Below are 1,326 nucleotides of genomic sequence, written 5' to 3' on the forward strand. Positions count from 1 at the left end.
CACCCCTCAATTTGCTTCATATCCTGTAACGGCAGCTCCAACAGAAGCTTTAGGAAATTTATTGCCGCTCTCATCAGCAAGGAGGCAACTCCCCGCCTCCCTTTAACCACAAAAGGGTCGTGTGAATACGGAAAGACGGCCAAGCCATGACCCTTTATAGCCAATAGAAAGTGGTATAAATCATGCTTGTAGAATGGGGAGCCACTAATATGGCGTCCATAAAAAAGCCGACTATGTCGGCCAAAGAAGTGCTTATGCTCAGGAGAACAGTCCCAAGGGTGGCAGAGTGAACGGTCTGCCAATCCCTTGAGGCCGGAATCAAAACAAGAGAATATCTCTTTCGATAGAACAAGGCGTAAATCCGAACACCCCGTTGTTCCATCTTTCTGACCAGGGCGGCCTGAACAACCGCCCTTTTCTTTTTGCTTAACCCAGCAGTGACAAGGCTGATTGCGGACGCTGGTTGGCTTGGGCCAGGATGCTGGAAGCCGCCTGCTGCAGAATATTCTGCTTGGTCATGTTGGCAGTCTCGGTCGCAAAGTCCGCATCACGGATGCGGGAGCGCGCGGCACTGACGTTTTCAGAGATATTCGCCTGGTTGCGAATGGTCGAGTCCAGACGGTTCTGCACCGCACCCAGTTCGGCACGCTTGCCATCCACCACACCCAGCATAGAGTCCACTGCGGCCAGTACGTTTTGGGCGTTACTCTGACTGCTTATACTGATACCACCAGCACTACCACCCACGAAGATGGCAGATACCAGCATGGTGGCACCGGTGGCAGTTGTGATTGAGGTGGCAGCAGCTGCAGCAATCCCGGAGATACTGAAACCGGCCGATTGATTCAGACTAAAACCGATAGTCTGGTTGGCATCAGCCCCAACCTGGAAAGAGCCCGAATAACTGCCATCCAGCAGCTTGGTGCCGGCGAAGGTAGTATCGGTAGAGATACGGTTGATCTCGGACCCCAGCTGATCCACTTCCTTCTGCAGGGCCTCACGATCCTTGGCGGAGTTGGAGCCGTTGGCGGATTGCTGCGCCAGGGTGCGCATGCGTTGCAGCATGCCGGTCACTTCGTCCATGGCCCCTTCGGCAGTCTGCGCCAGAGAGATGCCATCGTTGGCGTTGCGGTTACCCTGGTCCAGACCGTTGACCTGAGAAGTCAGACGGTTGGAGATCTGCAGACCTGCCGCATCGTCCTTGGCGCTGTTGATGCGCAAGCCAGATGCAAGGCGGGTGTACGAGGTATCCAACGACTTGGTGGTGTTCATCAAGTTACGCTGGGCGTTCAGTGATGAAGTGTTGGTATTGATAAACAGACTCAT

General features: G+C 54.2%; 1 protein-coding gene. It reads right to left on the minus strand.

Features of this window, described 5'->3' with window-relative positions; all coding sequences use genetic code 11:
- Positions 1 to 426 precede the first annotated feature (426 nt).
- On the minus strand, positions 427 to 1,326 hold a 900-nt coding region (locus CUC44_RS20590), incomplete at its 5' end, for a flagellin N-terminal helical domain-containing protein (RefSeq protein ID WP_100861722.1).

The organism is Aeromonas lusitana (genome assembly GCF_002812985.1).
Classification (GTDB): Bacteria; Pseudomonadota; Gammaproteobacteria; order Enterobacterales; family Aeromonadaceae; genus Aeromonas; species Aeromonas lusitana.